Annotated in this window: 17 protein-coding genes; 8 read left to right on the top strand and 9 right to left on the bottom strand. The window is 42.8% G+C overall.

Going from position 1 to position 21,341, the window contains the following annotated elements:
* Positions 1-9: 9 nt before the first annotated feature.
* Entirely contained in the window at positions 10-858 is an 849-nt protein-coding gene (locus TW84_RS05325) for a transcriptional regulator (protein WP_045974639.1), read from the bottom strand.
* A gap of 251 nt (positions 859-1,109) precedes the next feature.
* Between TW84_RS05325 and htpG the strand changes: the two genes are divergently transcribed.
* The 3 genes from htpG (at position 1,110) to hemH (ending at position 5,066) form a co-directional block, all read left to right on the top strand.
* Positions 1,110-3,014 carry a molecular chaperone HtpG gene (htpG, locus tag TW84_RS05320; RefSeq protein ID WP_045974638.1) on the top strand — a complete coding sequence of 635 codons (1,905 nt, stop codon included), beginning with the start codon at positions 1,110-1,112 and terminating at the stop codon, positions 3,012-3,014.
* A 317-nt stretch (positions 3,015-3,331) separates the two neighbouring features.
* Positions 3,332-3,976, top strand: coding sequence for an adenylate kinase (adk, locus tag TW84_RS05315; protein WP_045974637.1), 645 nt, complete (start codon positions 3,332-3,334; stop codon positions 3,974-3,976).
* Positions 3,977-4,109: 133 nt separating this feature from the next.
* Positions 4,110-5,066 carry a ferrochelatase gene (gene hemH, locus TW84_RS05310; RefSeq protein WP_045974636.1) on the top strand — a complete coding sequence of 319 codons (957 nt, stop codon included), beginning with the start codon at positions 4,110-4,112 and terminating at the stop codon, positions 5,064-5,066.
* A gap of 51 nt (positions 5,067-5,117) precedes the next feature.
* Here hemH and TW84_RS05305 read toward each other — a convergent pair whose 3' ends face one another.
* The 4 genes from TW84_RS05305 to TW84_RS05290 form a co-directional block, all read right to left on the bottom strand.
* Positions 5,118-6,608 carry a winged helix-turn-helix domain-containing protein gene (locus tag TW84_RS05305; protein ID WP_045974635.1) on the bottom strand — a complete coding sequence of 497 codons (1,491 nt, stop codon included), beginning with the start codon at positions 6,606-6,608 and terminating at the stop codon, positions 5,118-5,120.
* A 192-nt stretch (positions 6,609-6,800) separates the two neighbouring features.
* A complete protein-coding gene (locus tag TW84_RS05300; protein WP_045974634.1) occupies positions 6,801-7,409 on the bottom strand; it encodes an outer membrane beta-barrel protein in 609 nt (202 codons plus the stop codon).
* A gap of 307 nt (positions 7,410-7,716) precedes the next feature.
* Positions 7,717-8,157 carry a DUF411 domain-containing protein gene (locus TW84_RS05295; RefSeq protein ID WP_045974633.1) on the bottom strand — a complete coding sequence of 147 codons (441 nt, stop codon included), beginning with the start codon at positions 8,155-8,157 and terminating at the stop codon, positions 7,717-7,719.
* An 8-nt stretch (positions 8,158-8,165) separates the two neighbouring features.
* Positions 8,166-10,859 (bottom strand): heavy metal translocating P-type ATPase, encoded by a 2,694-nt coding sequence (locus TW84_RS05290; RefSeq protein WP_045974632.1) that lies wholly within the window; start codon positions 10,857-10,859, stop codon positions 8,166-8,168.
* Between the two features lie 449 nt (positions 10,860-11,308).
* Here TW84_RS05290 and gltX point away from each other — a divergent pair, with 449 nt between their 5' ends.
* From gltX to TW84_RS05275, 3 genes are all read left to right on the top strand, one after another.
* Complete coding sequence (gltX, locus tag TW84_RS05285; protein WP_045974631.1) at positions 11,309-12,736, top strand: glutamate--tRNA ligase; 1,428 nt, start codon at positions 11,309-11,311, stop codon at positions 12,734-12,736.
* Between the two features lie 321 nt (positions 12,737-13,057).
* Positions 13,058-14,023 (top strand): OmpA family protein, encoded by a 966-nt coding sequence (locus TW84_RS05280; protein WP_045974630.1) that lies wholly within the window; start codon positions 13,058-13,060, stop codon positions 14,021-14,023.
* Positions 14,024-14,254: 231 nt separating this feature from the next.
* Positions 14,255-15,205, top strand: a complete 951-nt coding sequence (locus tag TW84_RS05275; protein ID WP_045974629.1) for an OmpA family protein — start codon at positions 14,255-14,257, stop codon at positions 15,203-15,205.
* A 52-nt stretch (positions 15,206-15,257) separates the two neighbouring features.
* Here the strand turns inward: TW84_RS05275 and TW84_RS05270 are convergent, their stop codons facing one another.
* Positions 15,258-15,764, bottom strand: coding sequence for a hypothetical protein (locus TW84_RS05270; protein ID WP_045974628.1), 507 nt, complete (start codon positions 15,762-15,764; stop codon positions 15,258-15,260).
* Positions 15,765-16,100: 336 nt separating this feature from the next.
* Between TW84_RS05270 and TW84_RS05265 the strand changes: the two genes are divergently transcribed.
* Complete coding sequence (locus tag TW84_RS05265) at positions 16,101-16,358, top strand: hypothetical protein (RefSeq protein WP_052707889.1); 258 nt, start codon at positions 16,101-16,103, stop codon at positions 16,356-16,358.
* 47 nt (positions 16,359-16,405) lie between these two features.
* Entirely contained in the window at positions 16,406-17,188 is a 783-nt protein-coding gene (locus TW84_RS05260; protein WP_045974627.1) for a class I SAM-dependent methyltransferase, read from the top strand.
* Between the two features lie 69 nt (positions 17,189-17,257).
* On the opposite strand, the gene TW84_RS05255 is transcribed toward TW84_RS05260, so the two are convergent.
* The 3 genes from TW84_RS05255 to TW84_RS24535 all read right to left on the bottom strand — a co-directional run.
* A complete protein-coding gene (locus TW84_RS05255; RefSeq protein ID WP_045974626.1) occupies positions 17,258-18,079 on the bottom strand; it encodes a VUT family protein in 822 nt (273 codons plus the stop codon).
* On the bottom strand, positions 18,048-18,599 hold the full coding sequence (locus TW84_RS05250) for a helix-turn-helix domain-containing protein (protein WP_045974625.1): 552 nt from the start codon (positions 18,597-18,599) through the stop codon (positions 18,048-18,050). Before TW84_RS05250 ends, TW84_RS05255 begins: the two co-directional genes overlap by 32 nt.
* A 488-nt stretch (positions 18,600-19,087) precedes the next feature.
* A partial coding sequence (locus TW84_RS24535) for a protein kinase family protein (protein ID WP_045974624.1) occupies positions 19,088-21,341 on the bottom strand: 2,254 nt, incomplete at its 5' end.

Below are 21,341 nucleotides of genomic sequence, written 5' to 3'. Positions count from 1 at the left end.
TCTTTATTCCTATTGACAAACTTTACTGAGGTCTTCTTGGTCAGCAAAAATACGAACGGTGATATTTTCGCCTGAACTGTCAAGAGAGTGAATGTAATTAAGAATGAGCTGGTTGTTTTGACCTCCTGTTGCAATCACCTCTACAGGAGCGACCGTTGAATGAGCAGCGTTATAACGCTTCACACACTGTTCAATGGATGGGTACCATTTGCTCAGATCAGGATGATTAACTGGTGTCATCACTGGAGTCCCGTCATACACAGCAACTTGACGAAATTTTGATTCAGCTGGATTGGTAAATAGAATGACGCACAAAGGCATCAATATCGTGAGAAGCAGCATGATACGCGTCACCCATTTTGATTTACCTGTGGTAGGGGCGGTTGCGCTCTGAGCTGGCTTTTCATCTGGCGTCAATTCGCCGGACGGTGATTCGGTGGTCAATTCTGTTAGCTGTTCTTCAGATTCTTCTGAAACGTCTTTTTTTGAAGGTGTCTCACCACTCATCAATGGCGTTGTGCGCTCAACATTGCAGATGAGCTGATAGCCGCGTTTTGGCACGGTTTTGACATATTGAGGAGATTTAGTTGAATCCTGAAGTTGCTTGCGCAGAGTTGAAATAGCTTGAGTCAGACTTGAATCATCAACTTCGAAGCCTTGCTCACGCCAAACAAAATCGTGCAACTCGTTGCGAGATACGATTTCGTTGGGCTTTTCTGACAGTAAAAGCAGAATGCGACTTTCATTACTTCCCAGACGAATGACTTCACTGTCGTTTAACTTGTCCACTAGGGAGTTCGTATTGGGGTCAAAAGAGAATCTGTTAGCAAGATTAAACTTAGTGCCTATGTTACTCATTGGATATGACCATTATAGTTGTATAGATTTCATCAGATGCGCAAAAAACCCTGATTCAGGGAGCTAACGTTTAGTTTTTTTGATTTTTTTGAGGTGTAAGAATAGTCAATATAAGATCAAAAAAACATTGTTTTTATAATTTTTGACCTTGAATTTACAATTGTCACCCTCATGTTAACTTGCAGATTATCTCAGTATTGGCTCCGCTGACAACGCGGAAAGCTGATAAATATAGATGTTATGGAGTTAGCATGAGCGAAACAGCAACACAAAACAAAGAAACTCGTGGCTTTCAATCTGAAGTAAAACAGCTACTTCACTTAATGATTCATTCTCTTTATTCCAATAAAGAGATTTTTTTACGCGAACTGATTTCGAACGCCTCTGATGCTTCAGATAAGCTGCGTTTTCAGGCGCTATCCAACCCTGATTTATATCAAGGTGACGCTGAATTAGGTGTGAAACTGTCATTTGATGAAGCGACCAATACGCTGACTATTTCAGATAACGGTATTGGCATGAGCCGTGATGATGTCATTGAACATCTGGGTACGATTGCAAAGTCTGGGACAGCCGAATTTTTCTCAAAGCTGTCAGAAGACCAGTCTAAAGATTCTCAACTGATTGGTCAGTTTGGTGTAGGTTTCTACTCCGCATTTATTGTTGCCGATGCAGTGACAGTGCGCACGCGTGCTGCTGGCCTATCTGCTGATGAAGCGGTTCAGTGGCACTCTGCTGGTGAGGGTGAATACACTATCGAGACCATTTCAAAAGAGTCTCGTGGTACTGATATCGTTCTTCATATGCGTGATGAAGGTAAAGAGTTCCTCAACGAGTGGCGCTTGCGTGAAGTGATCAGCAAGTACTCGGATCACATTGGTATTCCTGTTGCTATTCAGACTGCTGAACGCGACGAAGAAGGTAAAGAAACAGGTGAGAAGAAGTGGGAGCAAATCAACAAAGCTCAAGCACTTTGGACACGCAACAAGTCTGATATCTCTGAAGAAGAGTATCAAGAGTTCTATAAACACGTTTCGCACGACTTCGCTGATCCACTAGTGTGGAGCCACAACCGTGTTGAAGGTAAGAACGATTACACCAGCCTACTGTATATTCCAGCGAAAGCGCCTTGGGACATGATGAATCGTGACCACAAATCGGGTCTCAAACTGTACGTTCAGCGTGTATTTATCATGGATGACGCTGAGCAATTCATGCCTTCTTACCTGCGTTTCGTTCGTGGCTTAATTGATTCAAATGATCTGCCATTGAACGTGTCACGTGAGATTCTACAAGACAACAAAGTGACTCAATCTTTGCGTAACGCTTGTACTAAGCGTGTTCTTACGATGCTTGAGCGCATGGCGAAAAATGACGAAGAGAAGTATCAGTCATTCTGGAAAGAGTTTGGTCTGGTGCTAAAAGAAGGTCCAGCAGAGGACATGAGCAACAAAGAAAAAGTTGCGGGTTTGCTGCGCTTTGCTTCTACAGAAGTGGATTCCTCGGAGCAAACGGTAGGTTTAGCCTCTTACGTTGAGCGTATGAAAGAAGGTCAGGATAAGATTTACTACCTGACAGCAGATAGCTACGCTGCTGCGAAGAACAGCCCCCACTTAGAGCAGTTCAAAGCAAAAGGCATCGAAGTCATTTTGATGTTTGATCGTATCGATGAGTGGTTGATGAACTACCTCACAGAGTTTGATGGTAAGCAGTTCCAGTCTATCACTAAAGCAGGCCTTGACCTGAGCAAGTTTGAGAACGAAGAAGAAAAAGAAAAGCAGAAAGAGACCGAAGAAGAGTTTAAATCTGTTGTTGAACGTACCAAGGACTACTTAGGCGAACGTGTAAAAGAAGTCCGTACTACGTTCAAGCTAGCTTCAACACCAGCGGTTGTTGTGACCGATGATTTTGAAATGGGCACCCAAATGGCGAAGTTGCTTGAAGCAGCTGGTCAGGCTGCACCCGAAGTGAAGTACATCTTCGAAATCAACCCAGAACACCAGCTTGTTAAACGCATGGCAGATGAGGCCGATGAAGAAGCGTTTGGTCGTTGGGTCGAAGTTCTTCTTGGTCAGGCAATGCTAGCTGAGCGTGGTTCGATGGAAGACCCGTCTCAATTTGTAGGCGCCATCAACTCGCTTTTGACTAAGGGCTAATAGTCAAACGGTAACAAAAAGCTCGCATCATGCGGGCTTTTTGATTTATTTGCGCTTATCGTGAATAAAACAACGTAAGTTTGCAGCTTAATGTGAGTGTTTAAGCATTCTTTAGTCTTAAGCTGCGCTACGCGAACAGATTGTGTGGTAGAATGCAATCTTGAAACAAAGTGAGCAGGCGTGTAATGTGCACGCCTGTTTTATTGTCAATTGAAAGAACAGTTATACCGAAACTTACCGTGAACTAAGGCTGTTGTTTGTTATGAACACCATAGTGAGCTTCGGTATAAATCATCATTATCTTAAGAGGATTCAACATGCGCATCATTCTTCTAGGTGCTCCAGGTGCAGGTAAAGGCACACAAGCAAATTTCATCATGGAAAAATACGGTGTTCCGCAAATCTCTACTGGTGACATGCTACGTGCTGCTATCAAAGCAGGTACAGAGCTTGGTAAACAAGCTAAAGCTGTTATCGATGCTGGTCAGCTAGTTTCTGATGAAATTATCCTAGGTCTAATCAAAGAGCGAATTGCTCAAGATGACTGTGAAAAAGGTTTCCTACTAGATGGTTTCCCGCGCACGATTCCTCAGGCTGATGGTCTGAAAGAAATGGGCGTTGATGTCGATTACGTTATTGAATTTGACGTTGCTGATGACGTTATCGTTGAACGCATGGCTGGTCGTCGTGCTCACCTACCTTCGGGCCGTACTTACCACGTAGTGTACAACCCACCGAAAGCCGAAGGCAAAGACGACGTGACAGGTGAAGAACTTGTTGTTCGTGATGATGACAAAGAAGAAACTGTTCGTGCACGCTTGGGTGTTTACCATGAGCAAACTGCACCGCTTATCGATTACTACGGCAAAGAAGCGGCATCAGGTAACACCAAGTACCTTAAGTTCGATGGTACTAAACAAGTAGCAGAAGTAAGCGCTGATATTGAGAAAGCACTGGCTTAATTTTGCTAACGGCAGAAATTAAAAGTTTGATATAGTAGAAGCGACCCTGAAGGGTCGCTTTTTTTATCGCTACATATTGATCGATCAAGAAGTTTTCAACGTACAGCCTCTTTTAAAGTGTCGATAGGGTCCTATGCAAAACAATAAAAAACAAGGTGTGCTACTGGTTAACCTAGGTACACCAAACGCACCGACAGCTTCCGAAGTAAAGCGTTTTCTCAGTCAGTTCTTGCATGACCAACGTGTTGTAGATATGACACGTTGGTTATGGTGTCCGATTCTACATGGCGTCATTTTGCCTATTCGCTCACCAAAAGTTGCCAAGTTGTACGAAAGTGTTTGGATGGATGAGGGCTCGCCTCTCATGGTTTACTCTAAACGCCAAGCGGAGAAACTGGCCAAATCTATCGATATTCCAGTCGAACTCGGCATGACTTATGGCAGTCCAAGCCTCCAGTTAGGGATTGAGTCCTTAATGGCAAAAGGCGTGGAAGAGGTCATTGTACTGCCACTGTACCCACAATACTCGGGCACAACCACTGCAGCCGTATCAGATGGTTTAACTAAAGCATTTAAAAATATTCCAGTGATGCCTGGGTATAAACTACTCCGCGACTATCATGACCATCCAACTTACATTAAGGCCTTGGCAGAGAGTGTAAGGCGCTCTTGGGCAGAAAAAGGACGTGGTGAATACTTGCTGTGTTCGTACCATGGCATTCCTCTGCGATACGCAGATAGCGGGGATATCTATCCCAAGCACTGTGAAGCGACCACAGAATTGTTACGACTGGAATTAGGTTTGAGCGAAGACCAGATGGGCATGACTTATCAATCCCGTTTTGGTCGTGAAGAGTGGCTGAAGCCATATACTGATAAAACGCTGGAACAGCTACCTGCAAAAGGCATTAAGAATCTGGATATTCTCACGCCAGCATTTTCAGCCGATTGCCTTGAAACTCTGGAAGAAATCTCTGAGCAATGTCAGGAAATTTTTATTGAGCATGGTGGAGAGAACTTTAATTTTATACCTTGCTTAAACGATGATGACCTTCACATTCAGATGATGCGTGAGTTGATAGGTCGTTAAGCTGACGAGATTGATAAAAAATCCACCTTATGAGGTGGATTTTTTCAATGATCAATCGTAGGGTTGGCAGAATCGTTCAATCCCCTTCCATAAAACAGATTGTGGTTCCTGAATATATTTGACGCCCTTTAGCGCCTTACCCCATAGGTTAAGGCATGACTGTTGCCTGTCGGAATTAGAGTAATGTTGAAGTATATGATCGGCTTCAATGGTACTGGTGAGTGCAGAAATAGCTTTGAGATAGTGGGCGACATACATTTGTTTGTTGCCTATCTTTCTGTTGATGTTGGCTTGCAATAGCAAAACCAGTGCATTTTCTGGTATCTCGGTCACATACTCTCTTTGAAGCATACGCAAACTGCGTTCAACGTCACCTGAACGATAAGTGAGGAGTGCTAATAGCATATGCAGATCGGGTGGGGGAGTGGGAGTTTGCTTCCTCACCTTTTTTATCCAACGCTTTAATCCATCGCTAGATTGGTGAGTAAAAAGTAATTCTCGAGTATAAAACAGGACTTCAACCCCAGAGAGCTGGCGTGAGAGCAGTTGTTCAAGGGGCAGTTCTGATACAGGCTCAATTTGGCTAGATAATTTTGAGGCTAACGGCTTTATTGGCTGCGGGAGCTTGAAGTACTCACTCAAATCCACATTGAGCTGGTTAATCGTCGCAGCCAAATAGGGAGGATTCAGTTGATATATTTTGCGCCATGCGACACGGCCTGACGCAGAGTGATGAAGAAGGCTCTCCAAATTCAGTACTCCATTGGCCTCTTCCCATAAGTTAAAGTTCAGCGTGTAGTCTGAGTCATAGAAGGCTTCTGAACCGGGGAAATTGTCATGTTCACTTAGACTGTGCAGGTAGTAGGTTGGCGAACTCATATTCGATAGGTGAATATACGGAGAGCAACTTTGAGAATGCAAGATTAGCGCTTTTAATTTGAGTACTATTCGGTTCAAGCTCTGCTCTTCATGATTGATACTATCGAGAAGCAGCCTGACCTGAGGGATATGCAAAGTATTACTTTTCTTGTCTTCTTCAAAGTGAGACCAAGTATGGATCGCGAACACTACTGCGATAGCACTCAATATCAAGTTTAAACTCCAAGAAAAATAGCGTAGCGCTGTTTGTTTTTTTTCAACGATCTTGTTGGCTTTTTGAGGTGCTTTGTTCGAGTCCGATGTTTTTGCCACAAGCTGAACGCCGCTTTCTGGAATGTAATAGCCCCGTTTTGGGTAAGTGATGATGATCTTAGATGGATCGGCTTCTTCAGAGTGTTCACGGAAGAGGTTACGTAATAGGCTAATTCTGTTGGTGACTACATTTTTGGAAATGTACTGACTTTCCCAGACCGACTCTATAAATTCTTCAATTGACGTTGGGTTTCCAACGTTTGTGAGTAAAATTTCCAGTAACGCCAAGTTTCTTGGTTCAAGTGATATTTCTCCTTGTTTCGAATGGAGAGTTTTATCCACTGGATTATAGGTAAGATCTGCGATAGCAATATTACATTGTTCTGATTTGGCTTTTTCAAGTAGATTCATGCAGTGCTATCGAAGTACGTCGTGATTGAACAGAAGACGCGAATTCTACCGCAATATCAAGGTTGCTTATAAGTGCTGAACGTGACATTAGGTGTCTTAAAAATGAGAACCTGAACCGAGATTGTTTAATTTTGAGTGATAGAGGCAGGAAATTCAGGTGTGGAGAGTCCAACCACACCTGATGGCGTTAGCTTAGAAAGAGTAGCTAGCGTTTAGGTAACCAGTGTTTGCTGCATCGAAGCCTACATCGATATCGAAGACACTATCCTTGATTTGATGATCGTTACCAAAATAGCGGCTATGGCGGAAACCTAATTCCATGCTGAAGTTGTCAGTAAAGTGGTAACCAACACCCAAGTTAACGCCTGCTGATAGACCAGTGTTAGAGCTATCTTTTGAGTAGCCTAAATAAGTTGCTTCTAGTTCACTCTTGTACACACCTAGGTTACCACCTGCTAAGACATAAAAGCTGTCTGTTAGGTCGTGAATATAGTCTGCACCAGCACCAATCTCATGTGTGGAGATGATAAATTCTGCGTATCGACCTCCAATCCACTGATATTCGACACTCGATTCGGCGCCTACTTGGAGGTAACCGTACGCACGAAGATTATTGCTAAAGTAGTGACCACCTTTTAGGCCAATGAATCCAGTATTTTCATTTATAAATGGTGCATTTGCGTCTTCACCCGATGTGGAGTAAGAACCAAGGCCTAGTTCAACTGCAATATAGTTTTCATTAGCAAGTGAAGGCATTGAAATTAGTGCAGCTGATGCTACTAAAAGTAGAGTTTTTTTCATAGTTTTACGCTCAAATAATGGTTTGTATTGAGTTGTGATTGCTTGGGCCGATTTGATGAGGAACAGTGGTTACCATCAATTAGCCGCAATATTAGAAATGCGTCACGTATGCTCGCTTTTTCGCCGGAGGGAAGTTAACTGAGGATGTTGAAAGAGGCGAAAAATAAATTTACAAATAGTTAAATAGAAATACATTTTTCATCTAACTGTTTGATAATTAATTTTTTGTTTTGGGGTGTGCAAAGTGGAGGCGCCTGAAAAAGTCAGGCGTTTAAAAATATAAAAGCATCAACAGAAATGGTTATTACTAATTTCCGGGGTAAGAGCGGTATTCGAATACCTGACCTTGTTCGTTAAACGCATAAACAGAATAGGCGTCTTTTTCATTGCCGTACTCCATACCAGGTGAGCCCATCGGCATGCCAGGAACGGCTAAACCTTTAGCATTTTTAGGCCGGTTCTCTAAAAATGCTTTGATATCCTGTGCCGGAACGTGCCCCTCAAAGACAAAGCCGTTAATCTCAGCAGTGTGGCATGAGGCCAATTGTGGCTTTACGCCCAGCTTTTGTTTTATTGGATTCATATCATCGTGCAATTTTTCTTCAACCGTGAATCCAGCTTCCTGCATGTGTTTAGTCCATTCTGTACAGCACCCACAGTAGGGTGATTTGTGGTTGAGTACGTCTGCCGCCAGTGCGTGACCGGACAGTAAAAGAAGGGACGCAAAGGAAATAACTTGAGTTTTCATACACACCTCTATGAACGAATCGAAGATTTAAAAAGTCTTAATCGGTTGGCATTGCTCACGACTGTGATTGATGAGAGTGCCATTGCTGCGCCAGCGACGACTGGGCTGAGCAAAAATCCGAATGCTGGGTACAGTACGCCAGCTGCGATTGGAATACCTAAAGAGTTATAAATGAACGCACCGAATAAATTCTGTTTCATGTTTTTAATCGTTGCTTTGGAAAGTTCGATGGCTTTAACAACGGCCAGCGGTGATGAGTTAAGTAAGGTCATTTGCGCGCTTTCAATTGCGACGTCGCTACCGCTACCCATGGCGATACCAATATCAGCCAGCGCGAGAGCGGGCGCATCGTTGACTCCATCACCAATCATTGCAACCCGCTTGCCGTTTGCCTGAATTTTAGCCACATGGCCTGCTTTTTCATCTGGCAGTACTTGAGATATCACTTGTTCGATCCCAAGTTGTTGAGCTATCGCATTAGCAACATGCTGGTTGTCACCGGTTAACATGACCGGAGTAATTTGCATAGAGCGTAGGGCAGCCACCGCTTGCTTCGCATCTTGTTTAATCGGGTCGGCGATGGCGATTAAACCTGATACCTGATTTTGCTGAACGACAATCACTGGGGTCCAAGCATTATTTGCGCAGCGCTGCAGTTCTTGTTCAAGTCCTTCAAGCTCGAGCTCTTGTTTTTGAGCATAAGGTAAAGAAACCACCGCGATACTTTCATTTTCTAAAACACCAGTCACTCCCATGCCGCGCATGTTATTGAAATCGCGAACTTCGCCCAAACTAAGCTGATGTTCTTGAGCATGCGTGACGATGGCTTTTGCTAGAGGATGCTCTGAATATTGCTCCACGCTAGCCGCTGCGGTTAGCAGTCGTTTATCGTCTTGATTAAGAGCGAAGATATGCTGAACGTCAGGCTTGCCCTGGGTTAATGTGCCTGTCTTATCGAATACCACCGTATCGATATTGCTTGCAGACTGAAGTACATCCGCATCTTTGATTAATATCCCCATTTCGGCAGCCTTGCCAATACCAACAGTTACCGATAGTGGGGTCGCCAAGCCTAGCGCACATGGACAAGCAATAATCAATACAGTGGTGGTAACGACCAACATGTAGCTTGCTTTCGGATCAGGGCCTACCATAAACCACATTAGGGCAGAGAACAGAGCAATCGCGGCAACGACAGGGACAAAGACAGCCGAAATTTGATCCGCCAGTTTGGCGATGGCGGGTTTGCTGCTTTGCGCTTCCCGCACCATGGTAATAATGCGCGACAGCATGGTATTGCTACCCACTCCTGTTGCTTCAATGACCAAGCTGCCATCTTGATTTAACGTGCCTGCAGAAACCATATCGCCACATTGTTTATAGACAGGGACAGGTTCGCCAGTAAGCATAGATTCATCGAGGTAAGACTCACCTGAAACGACGTGACCATCGATAGGGGCTTTTTCACCGGGCTTGATGCGAAGTTGCATGCCTTCTATTATTTGGTCAATGGCAATCACTTGGTCGCCAGATTCGGTCATCAACACAGCTTCATTGGGCTGAAGTTTAATCAAAGCCTGCAAGGAACGAGTGGTTTTGGCCTTCGCTTTTGCCTCAATGTAATGGCCTAAAGAAATCAGACCGACAATCATCGCGCTGGCTTCAAAGTAAACATGACGTGATGCTGATGGAAACCAATCTGGAAACGTCACAACTAACATTGAGAACAGCCAAGCGGCACCCGTACCCAACGCAACGAGAGTGTCCATGGTTGCACGCTTGTGAGTAAGAGCTTGCCAAGCGTTGGAGAAGAAGCTTTTTCCCGCGGTAGCAAGAAGCCAGAAACAAATAATCCCAACGATGCCCCAAATTAACTGATCCTGACTGGTACGGATCATCATATTGCCACCCAACACACCCCAAAGCATGAGTGGTACGCCGATCACAATACCAGCCCACGCACTTTTCTTATGATGAGCTTGCACGGCCATTTGTTGGGCCTGTTGCTTCTCTTGTTGTGTTGCTGGATCGTCAACAATTTCAGCCTGATAGCCTGCTTCTTTTACTGCATTGGTTATAGCGCTAATGGTTTTGTTGTCTTTATAGGTACTGAAAACTAAGGCACTTTGTTCCGCGAGATTAACTTGAGCTTTGTCTATACCCTCTACCTGAGTCAGTGCCTGCTCAACAGACGCCACACAACTGGCGCAAGTCATTCCTGATATCAAAAAATGAAGGGTTTCTTTGTGGTTGGAAGAGGGATGATGCGAGTTTGACTGCTTGGTTTGTGGTTGAGTGCCTGTCTCATCTATTTCTGATTTAGTCTCACTGGCTTGATAACCGAGAGAAGCGACAAGATCTTTCACTTGTTGCTGCGTCAGCAATGTTGAAAGAGAAAGCGTGGTTTTCGATACATCAAATTGGCCGATATCGTTACTTTCTTTTAAAGCGGACTCAAGTTTGGCCACACATTTACCGCAGCTTAGTCCTGATAGGTCGAACTGATACTGATGACCTGCCTGATACCCTAGAGATTGAATTGACTTTTCTAGATCCGCAAAGCGGCTGTCGCTATCCAGAGTTATGTGTTGTGGCGTTAAATCATGGATACTGACTTGATGCTGAGAGGTAAGTTCTCGCTCAACTTTCCGAGCGCAACCCATACAGCTTAAACCAGATAGTGGAATATCGAACTGACGCATAACATAACCCTCAACGATGAACTGTTGCTGAGAATAAACCTTACCTTAAGGGGAAGGTCAAGCGCTGTTGCTGAAGAAATACCAAAATGTCAAAATTGACGAGATAGCCGTGTTCACTATGGTTTAGCTTACGATGTATTTCAATAAAGTCATCACCATTGTTTATCTATAATTATATTGCTCTTAACGGGCGTTATCCTTCCTGCTATCGACGACTACTGGTCGCAGGTACGACGTAGAGTCCAGTTTGTGCAACGCGTGTTTCTATCCATGAAGTGGCAATCAAGGCAAAGGTTTATTTCACGGACAGAAAACATCCCAATCAACCGTGAATTCTGTATAAGACGGATTGTAGATTTGTACATCGGTGCTAAAATACGCGCAATTTTGGCACTATTCATAGATTCTAATGATTGGTGTAGTCATCTAGACAAATCAAGGTATTTTACATGACGGTTAAAACTCGTTTTGCTCCTAGCCCTACTGGCTACCTTCACGTTGGTGGTGCGCGTACTGCACTTTACTCTTGGCTTTTTGCTAAAAACCAAGGCGGCGAATTCGTTCTGCGTATTGAAGATACTGACTTAGAACGTAACTCTCAGGAGGCAGTCGATGCGATTCTTGAAGGGATGCAGTGGATGGGGCTTGAGTGGAATGAAGGCCCTTACTTCCAATCTAAGCGTTTCGACCGTTACAACGAGATGGTTGACAAACTACTCGAAGAAGACAAAGCCTACAAATGTTATGCTTCAAAAGAGCTACTAGACGAAATCCGTGCTGAACAAGAAGCAGCAAAAGAGATGCCGCGTTACGATGCTGAACACCCGAAAGTTTTGGCTGCCAATGCAGAAGCGAAAGAAGGCGATGCGTTTGTTATCCGTTTCCGTAACCCGAAAGAAGGTAGTGTGGTATTCGATGATCAGATCCGTGGTCGCATTGAAATCGCAAACAGCCAGCTAGATGATCTTATCATTCGCCGTACTGATGGCGCTCCAACATACAACTTCGTTGTGGTTGTGGATGACTGGGATATGGGGATCACTCATGTTGTTCGCGGTGAAGACCACATCAACAATACGCCTCGTCAAATCAACATTTATGAAGCGTTGGGTGCGCCTGTCCCTACATTCGCGCACTGTGCAATGATCCTAGGCGATGATGGCGCTAAACTGTCTAAGCGCCACGGTGCCGTATCAGTGATGCAATATCGTGACGAAGGTTATCTACCAAATGCTCTGAATAACTACCTAGTGCGTCTTGGCTGGTCTCATGGTGATCAAGAGATCTTCTCTCAAGAAGAGATGATCAACCTATTCACTCTAGATGCTATCTCTAAGTCAGCGTCAGCGTTTAACACTGAAAAGCTACTTTGGTTGAATAATCACTACATCAAGACTTCGGCTCCTGAGTACGTGGCTGATCACCTACAATGGCACCTAGATAACCAGAATCTAAACATTGAAAACGGCCCTGCAATCACAGAAGTGATCAAGCTTGTGGGTGAGCGTTGTAACACACTTGTAGAGCTTGCAGAGCAAATCCGCTACTTCTACGAAGATTTCTCTGAGTTTGAAGCTGGCGCCGCTAAGAAGCATCTGCGTGGTGTCGCCAAAGGCCCGCTAGAGTTGGCTTTAGCAAAAGTTGAAGCGCTAGAAGAGTGGACAACAGCGAACATCAAAGATGGCGTCATCGCAGCCGTTTGTGAAGAGCTAGACATCGGTATGGGTAAAATTGGTATGCCACTGCGTGTTGCAGTAACAGGTGGTGGCCAGTCTCCTTCTGTTGATGCTGTCATGGAGCTTGTAGGTAAAGAGCGCGTTATTACTCGTATCAAGATGGCGATTGCGTTTATTGCAGAGCGTGAAGCTAACGCATAATAAAAAACACAATCAAGAATATAAACCGTAGCTTAAGGCTACGGTTTTTTTATGTCTTCATATTGTTTAAAAACTTTAAACGTCGATATAACTCCTTAACTAGGTTGTGACTGCCGTTCCATTTACCCGTCTACAATACTCTGATACGAGAGGTGATTATCTAAATATATGAATTTAAATAAAAATTAACAAAGTTATTTGTTATTTATCTTTTTGGGGTGTAGTGTCCGACCATCTGTACGGTAATACGTGTATCTATTTGTTTGTCAGCGGATTGCCTATAGCGTGGCGAATCTAGTATCTATCAATAAGGTATCAAAAATGAAAAAAATAGCAGCGGTAGTTTCTGGCACACTTCTTCTCGCATCGGCGTCGGTTAATGCGCAGTTTTATCTGGGTGCCAAAGCAGGGGTTAGCTGGGTAGATGATTTGTGCACAACAGGTGAATGTGATGATAACTCTTGGGCTCTGGGTTCATTTTTCGGCTATGAGTTTAACGACTACCTAGCACTTGAAGCAGGCCTAGATACGCTCGGTGAAACGACAGGTTCAGGCTATCAAGACGCAGGCTTGGTGTCGTATTCTTTGGCGCCTCGTTTCAGCTTACCTTTAACTGAGAATCTTGATGCATTTGCCAAAGCTGGTGGTGCATATGTGGCATATGGTGACAAGAGCGACAGTTCTTTTGTTGCGAGTGTCGGTCTGAGTTACAGTTTGCTGCCCAACATTGATATTCAGTTAGAGTATCAGCGCTTAACGGATATTGATATTGACACGCATAGTATTGCTGGTAATGCGTTTACATTGGGTTTCACTACAAAATTTGGCAGTAGCGGTCAGCGTGCGGAGACGCCAGCACAAGAAGAAATGCTGGTAGAAGAAGTGGTAGAAGAAATGGTCATAGTTAAGCCATTGCTCCAAACCTATGAGTCCGAAGTGGTATATTCGGTTAGCTTTAAATTCGATAGCTCAGAACTGACACCGGAAAGTGAAATCGCATTGCAAGAAGTTGCTTCATTCATGAGTGATTATCCACAAGCGACCGTTGATGTGGTTGGTTACACGGACACCAGTGGCCCCGCTGCATACAATCAAAAACTGTCTGAGCAGCGTGCTCAGTCTGTCGCGGATATCATTGAAAACTATGGTGTAAACCACTCACGCATTCATGTAGAAGGTGCAGGTGAAGCGAATCCCGTCGCATCCAATCAAACTCGTGAAGGACGTATCAAGAATCGCCGGGCGGAAGTCACAATGAATGAGTTTGAGTATCAAGTTCAGCCTTAACTGCACGGCGCACAAAAAGAGTTATTCAAAGCCCTGAATCAACAGGGCTTTGTCATATTTATGAGAATGTTACTCGTTAACCCCCAAAAAGTGAAATCAGTCTACAAACCTATTTGTACATTTTATGTACCAAGGTGTACTGTTAGTGTGGCCATACTGTAACTTATTGATTGTTATAGTGTGGAATGTTAGTTGCGGCGTTTACGCGTTGAGAGTAATAAGGACAACATAATGAAAAAATTAGCAGCGGTCATTTCTACTACACTTCTTCTTGCATCCGCATCGGCGAACGCTCAGTTCTACTTAGGTGCAAAAGCCGGGGCATCTTGGCTCAATGATTCTTGTTCTACAGGCCCGTGTGATGACAGCTCTTGGGCTTTGGGTTCATTCGCTGGTTATGAGTTTAATGATATGATCAGCCTTGAAGTAGGGCTAGATACCTTGGGCGAAACCACTGGGTTTGGGTACACTGACGCGGGTTTGAGCTCTTATTCTTTTGCCCCTCGATTGACCATGCCTATAGCGGAAAGATTGGATGCCTTTGCTAAACTAGGTGGTGCGTATGTTGAGTACGGCGACAAAGATGACAGCTCGTTACTTGGTGCTTTGGGTATCACGTACTCCTTTATGCCAACCATTGATTTTCAACTTGAATACCAACGTTTAACAGATATTAACGTTGATACTCATCGCTTTAAAGGCAACGCATTGACGCTTGGCTTCATAGCAAAATTTGGTGGTAGTGATGAAGAAGTAGAGCAACCAGTGGAAGAAGAATTGATGGTTGAGGAAGTCGTTGTCGTTGAGCCAATTATCCAGACGTTTGAAACCAAAGTTGTGGATTCCAGCAGTTTTGCACTAAACAGTGCAGAGTTGAAACCACAAAGCAAAACAATGCTGGCCGATTTGGTCACCTTTATGACGAAATTCCCTCAGTCTACTGTTGAAGTTGTCGGTTATACTGACTCTAGCGGTTCAGCATCATATAACCAGAAACTTTCTGAAAAACGTGCTCAATCGGTGGCTGAAGTGCTACAAGAACAAGGGGTTGATTCCTCAAGAATTACGGCGCGTGGTGAAGGAGAAAATAATCCGATTGCTTCTAACGAAACGAGAGAAGGTCGTGAGCAAAACCGACGTGTAGAAATTATGGTGCCAGCTTTTGAGTATCAGGCCCAATAACGACTTTTGAATTGCACTTTGGAACACCTCTGATGAGAGTCAGGGGTGTTTTTTATTTCAGGTCGATGCTGTTGAGGCGACCCATGAACTCGAGGATTTCCAAATTGTCTTTATTGGCCTCCAGCAGTGCTTTTTTGGTCTTAGTATAAGCCGCAAGTCGTCCATGTTTTTTTATTGAACATACCACGCTTTTGTAGATCAATTTGCCTTCTTCGTCGTAGTTGCGCCAAGCGGCGATGTAGCACTCATCTTTGGCGTTTGGATCAGTTTTGGTGGGACGAGGTTTGAAAATGATTTTCGGTTCTACCGAGTGGGGAAGGCGGGTCATTAAGTAAGGGTCTTTGAGTAACTTACGCCAAAACTTACCCCACATAGCACTGCCCAGTTCATTGCGAAGTTTAATGGCTTTCTTTAACCCCTTCTTATCACCAATTCTCACATAGCCGACTGAGCGGTGGAGTACCGTATCATCAGGTGTATGAATATGAATTTTAAACGCAGTCTTAGCTTTAGATATAAAGCGATGACCAGTGTTAGTGGTCAAGTTACTTTTCTTCATTAACTTCTTATGAATAGTTTTGTTAATAACTATTTTAGTTGAATGTCCTCAATTGTTGAAGCCTTGATTTGCAGCCATAGAATCGATTTGAAGAAGTGCTATGGTCGGGTCTAGATATCTCAGTGATATGTCTATGATATAGGCTGGTATTCTATTGCTGCATGTCGATATGCTCTTTGCACAGAATATTGTACATTGACATGAGTTAAGAGGTGGCATGTTTAAGCTATCGTTGTTCTAACGGTCCTTGAATGGTCAGTTTCTACAGTAGGCTGTAGCAGCTTGGTGCCATGGATGTCGCAACAGTAAAGTATCAGGTTAATTAGATGTCTATTTTTGAATACATTTGTTGACAAAGAAGGTCAGACGGAAGGTTTAATCGTGTCAGGTTTTGCGTATGATCTGATGACAAAAACTCAGCCATCCGAGCTTAAAGGTTATGTTGCTCAACAAGACAATATCATTATTGGATGTAACCTGTTTTCAAAAATGACTTTCGAATCCAGTATCAATCCTATCTTTTGTCCTCGTTGTTTGTTAAGAGAATGGTATATAACACGTGTAATTCTTGAAGTACCTATCGCTGCGATGTAGGCGCTTTTAGACTATCATGACTGGCTTGAAATCAAGAGCGACCACTTATGAATTACAGTAAAGAATACCACAGCAATGGCATTGTTCAGTTTGATGCAGCGAAAGAGTTAATTCAGCTTGTACCAACCCAAGTAGGGCGTTTGCTTGATATTGGTTGCGGTTCCGGGAAAGTCTCTCACCTTATACAGGCACACTCGAATCCTCAGGTAATGGTGGCTATAGATGCTTCGAAGGAAATGCTTGAGCAGGCACATAAGTTATACCCTGACAGTTCGGTACAGTTCGAACACGCAGATGTTCGTCAGTTCACTACGGAACTCAAATTTGATGTCATCACATCGAATTCTTCGTTCCAGTGGTATCAGGACTATGATGCTGCGCTTTCTACCATTAAGGATGCGCTCAATGTGAATGGTATATTCGTTCTTCAAACACCCTATAAGCAGGAATGGTGTCCTCAGATCATGGTTCTGATGGGCGAGTTTTTCCGTGCTTACTATCCACAACTTGGCCAAAATTTTCGTATGCCCTGTATGCATTTGGAAAGCCCAGAGGAATACAGAGAAATGTTTGAGTCGAGAGGGTTCAGTATCCTTTCATTCATACCTAGAGAGTTCGAGTATGTTTTCACAGGTGAAGAGTTTAAAAAGTTCTTCATGTCAGGGGCGTACAAAGTGTATACCTCAGCTTCAAGTTACACACTACCGATACCTTCGTCCTTCGCTGGTGATCTAGAAAGTTATATTGAAGAGCTCTCGCAGAGTCGTGAGAGCTTTGATGTTTGTATTTTCAGGTTGATTGCGAGTTTTGGCAAGGCTGAAGAGAGATAAGCAGTTCTACCTACCATAACAAAAAGCTCGGATAGGTTATCTGAGCTTTTTTATATCGATATGTGTTAGTTATGCATACTTTGAGTCTTCATCTAACTTAGCAAAGTCATGCTGTTTCTTTACTTTTAGGGTATTGTAGGTAAACACGAGAGCGTAGAGAATAGGGAGAAGAGCGACAGCGTAACCGACTTTAAATAGATAATTGTCAGCAATTTTCTGTAGTAAATTTAACGATGTAGCAGAATTAAAGAATAATCCTATCCAAATGACCGTGTACAGGGCCTGACCAATTGTGCTTGAAATAATAGAACGTGCCCAAATAGGTGCTTTATGCAGTTTTATACTGAGTTTTCTAAAAATAAAGTTGTTTGCTTGGTCGGCTGATAGAATACATAGACTATTAATTAGATATAAATAAATAAGCGGTTCAAAGACTTCTTTATAAGGGGATTGAATATCAAAAGTAGAAAAAGTGAGTGCTATTAATCCTGATGCCAATACGCACATGCCAGCACCAAAGTAAGTGGTAGATTTTGCATACTCATATCTCAATGTTGCATTAATAGTATCGAGAACCAAGAAGGTTAGCGGAAAAATCAAAATACCCGCTGGTTGCCAAGTGCCGAATATTTCGACGCTGTGAGGTGACATAGGAACTGCAACTAATAGTGACGCAAGGTAAAGTGCGGTGAGGAATCCGTACCATTTAATATCAAATTTGGTCATGGGGTCCATGGCGTGGATTAAGTCTCGATGTTCCTTTTTGAAGAAGACGACAAGTCCTTTGTTAATCAGCCCCCTAGCTGGCGAACTTAATACGTAGTCGTTATCTTCATTTGTATAATATATTAAGCCATTCTCAACCTTCAACAAGTTTAAGCTTCTTGTCATTGATATGTTCCTTACTGATTTTAGTGATAACCTTGCCAATTGGGATGTAATCTTTTTCAGGTTCGTGAGGATACCAAGTTAAATTTATAAAATTATCAACTCTAAATAACTCGATAATGTCTTCACCGCTTTGAAATAAATAGTTTCCGGCACCAAGTTTCTTAGTGCTAATTATATTGATGGACTCATCATTATATATAAGCTTGTGGAACTTGGATATTGGCATACCAGTTTCAAAAAAACCAATCTTTTGAAGCTTAGAATTAACTATACCTTCTACATCGTAATCTCGCTCATAGGTACCATTACGTTCAACACCTGTCATCAGCCATTCGTAGGATACATTAAGTGCTTTCGCTATTTGGGTCATATTCTTATGCGGGTTTTTAATTTTGTTATTAAGAAGCTTACTCATATAGCCTCTCTCTATACCCACTTTTCTACATAGCTCAGCTGCAGAAACACCTTTAACAAAAAGAATTTCTTTTAGTCGCCCGCCGATAGTGCTGACATCTTTCAATATACTTCTCCGAATTGTGTTTTATGAACTGTTACATAGTATGAGATTATTTTTTGTTGAAAAAAGTTTCACGTTTGACAACATTATGATTCATATATTAAGCTCTTTTTGTCGAAAATCTCAAGATTTAGTATTGGATTATTCAGAGTTGTGCTGTGTGATGTTATACAAGCAATGACGGGTCATGCTGCCGTTAATGACTTGAAATGCAACGTACAATGAATATCTGAGCAAGTTGGTTTGGTTTCGATGTTCGAATTGGAAATAGCCTATTAGTCTTTTAGGTTAGAAGCCCAATTATAGACCCTTGTGTAACGCTATGTTGGTGTGCCTCTTTCTTGAGCGGAAAGGGGCTTTTTTATGCTTAAAAAGTGAGGGGGTATGAAGGAGTAACAAAGGGCATCCATTCCCTTTACCTTTAGATAGTCAATTGCCTTTTTTATTTGTCCCAATTGAGCGTGGTTAAATGATTAGGCTTATTGTTTTCTCTATAGCTTGAGGTTTATCAATTCCTTATGAAGCTCTGCTGCTTTAATCCTATAGTTGGTATCGAATTCAACCATTTTTGCCAGCAGTTTGTCTTCTTCATCGAGTTGAGGTAGAGAATCTATCACAGCATATTGGTAATCCATACTTGAGTAATACATATTAGAGTGTTGTTTTTGTGAGACCCTCTTCCAAATAGCTTCGGTAAGCTCTGGGTGCTTCATTTCAATCAAGGTCATTCCAGCCGCAAAAATGTTCGAGGCTGTTGTGTTGGTGTTATTTAGTTCTTGAACTCTGTAGTGATTGAAATCATTTTTTTCTGGGTTAACCAGATCACCAAATATGTATTGTTTATTGTGTACCAACACATTTTTGGGTGTAATGTTACCATGAACAATATTGTTTGATTCCAGCTCAACTAATCCGTCGACTAAATCTTGAAATACTTTAATCGAGTAGCGCTCTGACGACATATTATTTTGAATCAGCGTTTCTCCGATAATGACATCGCCTTGGTGAGATGTGTATGAGCCATAGTAGTCAATTGAATGAGAGAGTCCTAAAACACGGGTTTCATGTTCAAGAGTGTCATTTTTAACATCAGCACCAGCTATCACTTTAACGGCGATTGAAGCTAGCTCTTGCCCATTTGGTAGTGTGAAGCTAATCGGATAAACAGTGGTAATTGCGTCGCTCCTGAGTGCTTTGTCAACAGACCAATCAATGTCTTCGTAGATTCCCCACAAAACACCCACTTCACCTTCTTCAAGATCCGCTTGTTGCGTTTTCAAGGCGTCAAATAAACGTGCTTTCAAGTAGAACTCACGGAGTTCCTCTTTTGCATCGAACATTGGATCAAAATCATTATTTTGAGCTTGCTCTATAAATGCCGTTTTTTTCTTAAGTAGTTGTGTTCTCTCAGTATCTTCGACGTTCTTTGTACTAATATAGCCAACGCGACCGGTTTCAATATTCATGACGCTGAGCCAATCTTTGTTTATTTGAGCGATCACTTCGTACTCATCTCCTTCAAAAGTTTCAAAATAACCTTCATCTGGATTGCCTAATTCACCCACGGTAACCTTAACCGAATATGGGTAGTTGCGAGTAGCTTTATGCGTATCATAATCGAATTCTGACTCTGTAGCTGTATCCGATGGATAAGAGCCTCTATTTTCCTGAGAGAGCTCATGATAGGACACAAGTTCATCTACGTTCATTAGCGTATTATTGTACTCAGAAGCTGTATCTGTACTTGAATCATACATTTCCTCAAGCTTAGTGATATGCATGATAGGCTCGGCATTGTCTATGTCATTGTCAGACTGCGTATCCGTTTCGCTCAAAGTATCATCACTACTATAAATGCTCTTCAGGTTTTCTAAAAAACGGTCAAGTATTGATTTACTGTCATCAGTTTTATTGTGAGCAAGTAGAGCTTCTTCCGACAACATAGACATGCTGCTGTCGCTCATGTTGTCGTCCTCATAGGTTTGACCATGCTGCTCTTCAAAAATTGTGCTTAATCTTTGATGTTCGAATTGCGATGTTGGTTCATTCAGAAGAGCATTATCACGTTGGCTTTGTTGTTGAGATTCTGTGACTAACGCTTGGCTTGAAGTGATCAAAGCATCGATTTCAGTATTATCACTTGATTCACTGCTCGTATCACTGCTGTCGTCAAATAGCTGTTGAGCAATTTGAAGCGCGTGTTGATGATTTACAGGCTTAATAGGTTTAGCATTTGTTACATCAGATGAGTCTAAGCTAGTAGAGCTGCTTGATTGGCTTGTAGTATCACTGTTGTCATCAAATAGCTGTTGAGCGATTTGAAGCGCATGCTTGTGTGAGACCTTGTTCTGATTGAGTTTGATAGGCTCAGCATTTTTCACACTAGACTGACTCAGAGTGTCACTTTCGGAAACATCACTAAGTTGGTCGAGGAAACGATCAAGCATGGACTGATTGTCATCAGACGTCGTTTGAGAATGCTGACTGTTGTGAGAAAGTAAGGCGTCAGATGTTAGGACGACAGAAGGCCCAGGAACACGTTTGGTTGGGATCTGGTTATTGTCGTCGAGACTTAGAGTACGGCTTTTATTTCTCTCATGGATGCTTGCCTCGGTGAAAGTCGATTCACTAGGTGTTCCGTAGAGTTGTTGTGCTACTTCAATCGCCTGTTGACGTGAGCTATTTGTATGAGATCCCGCTTTGGATTGGCCATCATGAATAATCACGGTCGTTGGATTAGATGAG

Origin of the sequence: Vibrio neptunius (genome assembly GCF_000967495.1) — a bacterium.
GTDB classification, from domain to species: domain Bacteria; phylum Pseudomonadota; class Gammaproteobacteria; order Enterobacterales; family Vibrionaceae; genus Vibrio; species Vibrio neptunius.
The sequence above is the reverse complement of the archived record's forward strand: the minus strand, read 5'-3'. Positions and strand labels throughout refer to the sequence as shown.

Bases quoted from the DNA above. Each gene is read 5' to 3' on its own strand.
- TW84_RS05290 (WP_045974632.1), bottom strand. From the start codon at position 10,859: ATGCGTCAGTTCGATATTCCACTATCTGGTTTAAGCTGTATGGGTTGC.
- TW84_RS05260 (WP_045974627.1), top strand. From the start codon at position 16,406: ATGAATTACAGTAAAGAATACCACAGCAATGGCATTGTTCAGTTTGAT.
- hemH (WP_045974636.1), top strand. From the start codon at position 4,110: ATGCAAAACAATAAAAAACAAGGTGTGCTACTGGTTAACCTAGGTACA.
- TW84_RS05270 (WP_045974628.1), bottom strand. From the start codon at position 15,764: ATGAAGAAAAGTAACTTGACCACTAACACTGGTCATCGCTTTATATCT.
- TW84_RS05255 (WP_045974626.1), bottom strand. From the start codon at position 18,079: ATGACAAGAAGCTTAAACTTGTTGAAGGTTGAGAATGGCTTAATATAT.
- TW84_RS05300 (WP_045974634.1), bottom strand. From the start codon at position 7,409: ATGAAAAAAACTCTACTTTTAGTAGCATCAGCTGCACTAATTTCAATG.
- gltX (WP_045974631.1), top strand. From the start codon at position 11,309: ATGACGGTTAAAACTCGTTTTGCTCCTAGCCCTACTGGCTACCTTCAC.
- TW84_RS05280 (WP_045974630.1), top strand. From the start codon at position 13,058: ATGAAAAAAATAGCAGCGGTAGTTTCTGGCACACTTCTTCTCGCATCG.
- htpG (WP_045974638.1), top strand. From the start codon at position 1,110: ATGAGCGAAACAGCAACACAAAACAAAGAAACTCGTGGCTTTCAATCT.
- TW84_RS05295 (WP_045974633.1), bottom strand. From the start codon at position 8,157: ATGAAAACTCAAGTTATTTCCTTTGCGTCCCTTCTTTTACTGTCCGGT.
- TW84_RS05305 (WP_045974635.1), bottom strand. From the start codon at position 6,608: ATGAATCTACTTGAAAAAGCCAAATCAGAACAATGTAATATTGCTATC.
- TW84_RS05325 (WP_045974639.1), bottom strand. From the start codon at position 858: ATGAGTAACATAGGCACTAAGTTTAATCTTGCTAACAGATTCTCTTTT.
- adk (WP_045974637.1), top strand. From the start codon at position 3,332: ATGCGCATCATTCTTCTAGGTGCTCCAGGTGCAGGTAAAGGCACACAA.
- TW84_RS05275 (WP_045974629.1), top strand. From the start codon at position 14,255: ATGAAAAAATTAGCAGCGGTCATTTCTACTACACTTCTTCTTGCATCC.